At 59.4% G+C, this 5,611-nt stretch carries 5 protein-coding genes; 4 read left to right on the top strand and 1 reads right to left on the bottom strand.

Annotated elements, in window-relative coordinates:
- Nucleotides 1-159 precede the first annotated feature (159 nt).
- The gene (locus EDD77_RS17685; protein ID WP_058966484.1) at nt 160-1,011 is read right to left on the bottom strand and encodes a DegV family protein; all 852 of its coding nucleotides are present in this window, start codon (nt 1,009-1,011) and stop codon (nt 160-162) included.
- 262 nt (nt 1,012-1,273) lie between these two features.
- Between EDD77_RS17685 and EDD77_RS17680 the strand changes: the two genes are divergently transcribed.
- From EDD77_RS17680 to EDD77_RS17665, 4 genes are all read left to right on the top strand, one after another.
- Nucleotides 1,274-2,182 carry a DnaD domain protein gene (locus tag EDD77_RS17680; RefSeq protein ID WP_132587461.1) on the top strand — a complete coding sequence of 303 codons (909 nt, stop codon included), beginning with the start codon at nt 1,274-1,276 and terminating at the stop codon, nt 2,180-2,182.
- 3 nt (nt 2,183-2,185) lie between these two features.
- On the top strand, nt 2,186-3,160 hold the full coding sequence (locus EDD77_RS17675) for an ATP-binding protein (protein WP_058966488.1): 975 nt from the start codon (nt 2,186-2,188) through the stop codon (nt 3,158-3,160).
- A 122-nt stretch (nt 3,161-3,282) separates the two neighbouring features.
- Entirely contained in the window at nt 3,283-4,635 is a 1,353-nt protein-coding gene (locus tag EDD77_RS17670; RefSeq protein WP_058966491.1) for an MATE family efflux transporter, read from the top strand.
- 127 nt (nt 4,636-4,762) lie between these two features.
- Nucleotides 4,763-5,518, top strand: coding sequence for a GntR family transcriptional regulator (locus tag EDD77_RS17665; RefSeq protein WP_058966493.1), 756 nt, complete (start codon nt 4,763-4,765; stop codon nt 5,516-5,518).
- The last annotated feature ends 93 nt before the right edge of the window (nt 5,519-5,611 follow it).

The following is a 5,611-nucleotide window of genomic DNA, read 5'->3' as shown; positions in this document are numbered from 1 at the left end:
GCAACTCTTTTCTACCAGTAGGTCTTTTTTCATTATATAATTTCTTTTACACTCCCCGGCCTAGCCGGGGGTTGTCTTTACACTTAAGCAAACAACACGAAAAAAGGGTGTGCCCAAAGTTCGGGGCACACCCTTTTGTGCTTTTTTGCTCTTTCGGTCTTACTCTTCGTAATAATAGCAGCCCACGCCCAGCGCACCCGGGCCGGTGTGGCAGGCAATGCTCAGGCCCAGCGCACTGCACTGCACCTTACAGCGGGGGAAGCGCTCCTGCACGTACTTCTGCCATTTTTTGCCCACCTCCGGTGCGCCGGAATAAGCCACGCCGATGTGCATGGGCATCCCGGCAAAACGTCCGGTCAGATCGGCACAGATGGCATCCAGCAGCTTGTCCTGTGCCTGTGCCAGCCCGCGCACCTTACCGTAGGCATCGATGCCGCCGCCCTGAATCTGCAAAAGAGGCTTGATGTTCAGAACGGTGCCGATGGCAGCCGCCGCCGGGGTAACCCGACCGCCCTTTTTCAGATATTTCAGGGTATCCACCGTCAGATAAACGCTGGCCTTTAACGCGTTCTCCTCCAGATTCTGCTTGATCTGAGCCGCAGTCAGGCCGCGCTTTGCCAGCACCTGCGCATCCAGCACCGACTGGCGCTGGGGCAGCGAAATGCGCTTATTATCCACCACCTGCACCCGGCCACCATATTCCGTTGCCAGTGCTGCCGCGGTGGCGGTGGTTCCGCTCAGCCCACTGCTCATGGGAATGTGCACCACCGCCTCATAATCGTTCAGAAGCCGATCCCACAGGTTGGTCACCGTTTCCGGGCTGGGCTGACTGCTGGTAATGTTGGCGCCGGCCGCCTGCAGCCGGTAGAACTCCTCCGCTGTCAGATCCACGCCCTCCAGCATCCACTGCCCGTCCACCGAAAAGGGCATGGGCAGGCAGTAAACCCCCAGCTTCTGGGCTTCCTTTTCCGAAATGCCACTGTTTGTATCGGTCACGATTGCGATCTTCATCTTCTCTATCCGCCTCTCCGCCCCGGCGCGGGCACTGGTTTCCCCTACTGCCGTTCTATAAATAAATGGTACACGTCCCGGGCCGGTTTGTCAATTCGTCCTCCTTTGCCACCCCTTTCTCCCGGCTTTTTTTGCCGTCTGGCACTGGTCAGCACAGCGATTTTGTGGTATGCTTTATGATGTATTTTTATGGGCTGCCGGCGGCTTTGCCGTATGCCCGCCGCATTCCATGCCTGTTTGAACAAAAAGGAGCCCTTGCCCTATGACCTACCGCCTGCGCAGCCAGACCGGCGATTCCATCGCCGTGCCACAGCTGATCTTCACCAACCTCACCCGTGCCACCGGCGACCACATGCGGGTGGCCCTTTACATTCTGGCCACCCACAGCACCGATCCCAAGGACATTGCCCACGCTCTGGCCCTGAAGAACGTGCAGGCCGCCCAGAAGGCACTGGATTTCTGGCATGGAGTAGGTCTTCTGGAGCTGGAGCGGGACGCCACCCCTCCCGCCCCTCTGCCTGTCAAGCAGCCGCCGCTCACCGCTGAGGAGCTGCGCATGGCCGCCATGCGTGACCCCATGGTGAGCACTCTTGCCACCGAGGCGCAGACCTATCTGGGCCAGAGCCTGGGCCAGAAGGACATCCAGCGGCTGGTGTCGCTGTATGTGAATGAAAGCATCCCGGTGGATGTGATTCTGCTGTGTGCAGCCCACATCGCCAGCCAGGGCCGCCATTCGGTGACCCAGCTGGAACGGGAGCTGGATCGCTGGGCGCAGGAAGGCGTGACCACCGGTCAGGAGGCGGAAGAATACCTCCAGCGGCTGAAGGAGCGAAGCCAGCGGGAGGAAAAAGCCGCCGCCATTCTGGGCATGCCTGTGGGCGCGCTTACCCTGGCGGACAAGCGGTGCATCCGCCGCTGGTATGAGGAATTCGGTTACTCGGACGCCATGGTGGAGGAAGCGGTGCTTCACGGCAACGGCAGCAAGGACCCTAAATACATCAATGGTATTCTGAAAAGCTGGTACGCCAAGGGCTGGCGCACCCCCACCGACGCCCGGGGCGGCGGATCGCTGGCTGGTGCAAATGTGCGGGTAGACCGTCAGGCCCCCAGCGGCAACGACATCCTGCAGCGGCCCGCACGCCGTCCGCTGCGCCTGAAACGGGAGGAATAAGCCATGCGCACCAAAAACGAACTGTATCGGGAAGCTCTGCGCCAGGTGGCCAGCCGCCGCCAGCGGGCGGTAACTCAGGCCCAGGAACGCCGGGCCGGAGCACTGGCTGCTCTGCCCCGGCTGGGTGAACTGGAAGCGCAGGTGCGGGCTCTGGGGCTGCGCACCATGGAGCTGGCCGCAAAAGGCGCACCGGAAGCCGAGCGTCAGGCAGTGGCCGAACAACGCCGCCAGACCCAGGCGGACATCAACCGGCTGCTGGCCGAAAACGGCTACGGTCCCCAAAGTCTGGAACCCCGCTATGTATGCCCGGACTGCCAGGACACCGGCATGGTGAACGGCCGCCTGTGCCCCTGTGTGGGCAAGCTGGCAAGGCAGCTGCGCTGGCAGGAGATCAGCGAGGAAACACCCCTGAGCCTGTGCAGCTTTGAGAGCATGGATCTTTCGCTTTATCCGGATGCCGTCGACCCGGCCACCGGCGAAAATATCCGCGCCCTGATGCGGGACAATTTGAACTATCTGCAGGCATACGCCCGGGAGTTTGATCTGAAAAGCGCAAATCTTCTGCTGTATGGCAACGCGGGGCTTGGCAAAACCCATGCCGCGCTTTCCATCGCCAAAATCGTTCTGGAAAAAGGCTTCAATGTGGTGTATATCTGCGCCCAGAATCTGTTCAGCCAGCTGGAACGGGAACGCTTTGCCGACAGCTGCCCTCTGCTGGAAGCCGTGATGGAAGCGGATCTTCTGATTCTGGACGATCTGGGCACCGAATATGTAAACCCCTATATGTCCAGCTGCTTCTATAACCTTTTGAACACCCGCATTCTGGAAAAGCGGCCCACCATCTACACCACCAACATTGTGGACGGCAAGGCCTTTGAAGCCCGCTATACCGAGAAGATTGCCAGCCGTCTGGGTGGCAGCTGTGAGCCGGTTCTCTTTCTGGGTCAGGACATTCGGGGACTGAAAAGCCGGATGTGACCAAAAACGGGGCGCACTGCCCCTATCTGCTTGCAAAAAAGGAAACGAGCCTTCGGGTCCGTTTCCTTTGTTTTGCCCCAAATCGGGGCGCTGATTTGTGTGAGAAAACGGAGGATTGTGAAATGAAGGAAAACATCATGGGAACCAAGCCGATGACCCCGCTTTTGCTGGGCATGGCCTTCCCCATCATGATCAGCATGCTGGTGCAGGCGCTGTATAACGTGGTGGACAGCATCTTTGTGGCCCGTCTCAGCGACGCGGCCCTCACCGCCGTGAGCTTCGCCTACCCGGTGCAGATGCTGACCATCGCGGTGTCGGTTGGCACCAGCATCGGCGTAAACGCTCTGCTCAGTCGCCGGCTGGGCGAGGGCGACCGGCCGGCAGCTGACCGGGTGGCCCACAACGGCCTTTTGCTGATGGTGGCAAGCTGGGCGGTATTCGCCGTATTCGGCCTGTTCTTTTCGGAGCTGTTTTTCAGCTTCTTCACCAAAAATCCGGAGGTTGCCGGAGGCGGCGCGGCCTACCTGCGCATCTGCCTGGTGTTCAGCCTGGGCATGTTTTTACAGATCTGCCTGGAGCGGCTGATCCAGGTGACCGGTAAAACCGTTTACCAGATGGCCAGCCAGCTCACCGGCGCTGTGGTGAACATCATTCTGGATCCCATCCTGATCTTCGGCATGTTCGGTATGCCGAAAATGGGCGTTGCCGGCGCAGCCGCAGCCACCGTGATTGGTCAGTGGATCGGCTGCGGCGTGGCTCTGGTGCTGAACCTGCGCCACAACAACGAGGTTCGGCTCCGTGCCAGCGCCCTCCGCTTTGATTTGCCTACCGTAAAGAGCATCTATTCGGTGGGGCTGCCCAGCATCATCATGCAGAGCATCTCCAGCGTAATGACCTTCGGCATGAATTTCATTCTGGCCGGCTTTTCCGAAACCGCCGTCTCCGTGCTGGGAATTTATTTCAAGCTGCAGAACTTTGTGTTCATGCCCGGCTTCGGCCTGACCAGTGCTCTGGTTCCCATTGTGGGCTATAACTATGGCGCAACCAAAAAGCAGCGCATTCTGGCCTGCACCAAAACCGCCATGATTTCCATTACCGTAATCATGATCTTTGGCACTGCTCTGTTCCAGCTGTTCCCCGGCCAGCTGCTGGCACTGTTCAGCGATGGTGGTGATCTGGCCCGCACCGGTGAGCCGGCGCTGCGCATTATCTCGCTGAGCTTTGTGTTCGCGGGCATTGCCATTGTGCTCAGCAGCCTGTTCCAGGCGCTGGGTGAAGGGCTGCACAGCCTGCTTATGAGTGTATTCCGCCAGCTGGTGCTGCTTTTGCCCATCGCCTGGCTGCTGTCGCTTTCCGGCAATGTGGATCTGGTGTGGTACTCCTTTTTGATTGCTGAAGCAGTTTCGCTGTGCTTTGCGCTCACACTCTTCCGGCGCAGCTACAACAAAAAGATCAAACATTTGGGCGGCGTTTGATTTCCGCCTTTTGCCCGGAGCGGTTCCTGTTTGGCCGCCGCCCGGGCTTTTTTGTTGCGCAACCGGGCCGGGCTGTGCTATACTTTTGCTAAAGTATGATTTATTTGTGTGCAGGAGGCAATTGGATATGGCAAAAGCAAAAACCGGTGAAGCGGGGCCGCTGGGCGGTGCGGTGATCAGTCAGCAGATCGCAGCCCAGCTGCTGCGCGAAATGCGCACCGGCCCCTACGAAAGCTGTGAGCGACTGCCCGCCGAGGTGGAGCTTGCGGCCCGCCTGGGGGTCAGCCGCACGGTAATCCGGGACGCACTGGCCGAACTGGAGCGGGAGGGCTATGTGGAACGGGTGCGTGGCATCGGTACCGTGGTAAACCGGCGCATCGTTGCACTGGATAACCGTCTGGACCAGAAATTTGAATACAGTGCCATGATCCGGGCCGCCGGCTACACTCCTCACGCGGACAGCATCTCGGTGCAGCAGCTCACGGCAGACAGCCACCTGGCTCGCCAGCTGGAGCTGGAGGTGGGTGATCCGGTTCTGATGGTGCGCAAACGGGTGCTGGCAGGCGAGATGCCGGTGATCTACTCGGTGGACTATCTGCCCGCAAAGCTGCTGGATCATGAAAGCGCCCAGCGGCAGGATTTCGCCCGCCCCATCTTCGATATTCTGGAGGAGGTATGCGGCGTTTCGGTGACCAGCACCGTCACCCACACCAGCGCTGTGCTGGGCGATGCTGCCATCCGGAAAACGCTGGAGGTGCCGGACCACGAAGCGCTCCTTCTGATGGATGAGATCAGCTTTTCCAAGCTGACCCGGCCGGTGATGTATTCCCTTTCTTATTACACCAACTTCTTCTCCTTCTCGCTGCTGCGCAAGAAGGTCTGAGTCAAAACCACCGGCTGAGCCGGTGGCTTGAGTAAGCCCTAGAAGGGCATAATACTAGCAAAGCCCCTTAAGGGGCCACGAATGGGTCTGCCA

This window comes from Allofournierella massiliensis, assembly GCF_004345265.1.
Lineage (GTDB): Bacteria > Bacillota > Clostridia > Oscillospirales > Ruminococcaceae > Allofournierella > Allofournierella massiliensis.
The sequence above is the reverse complement of the archived record's forward strand: the minus strand, read 5'-3'. Positions and strand labels throughout refer to the sequence as shown.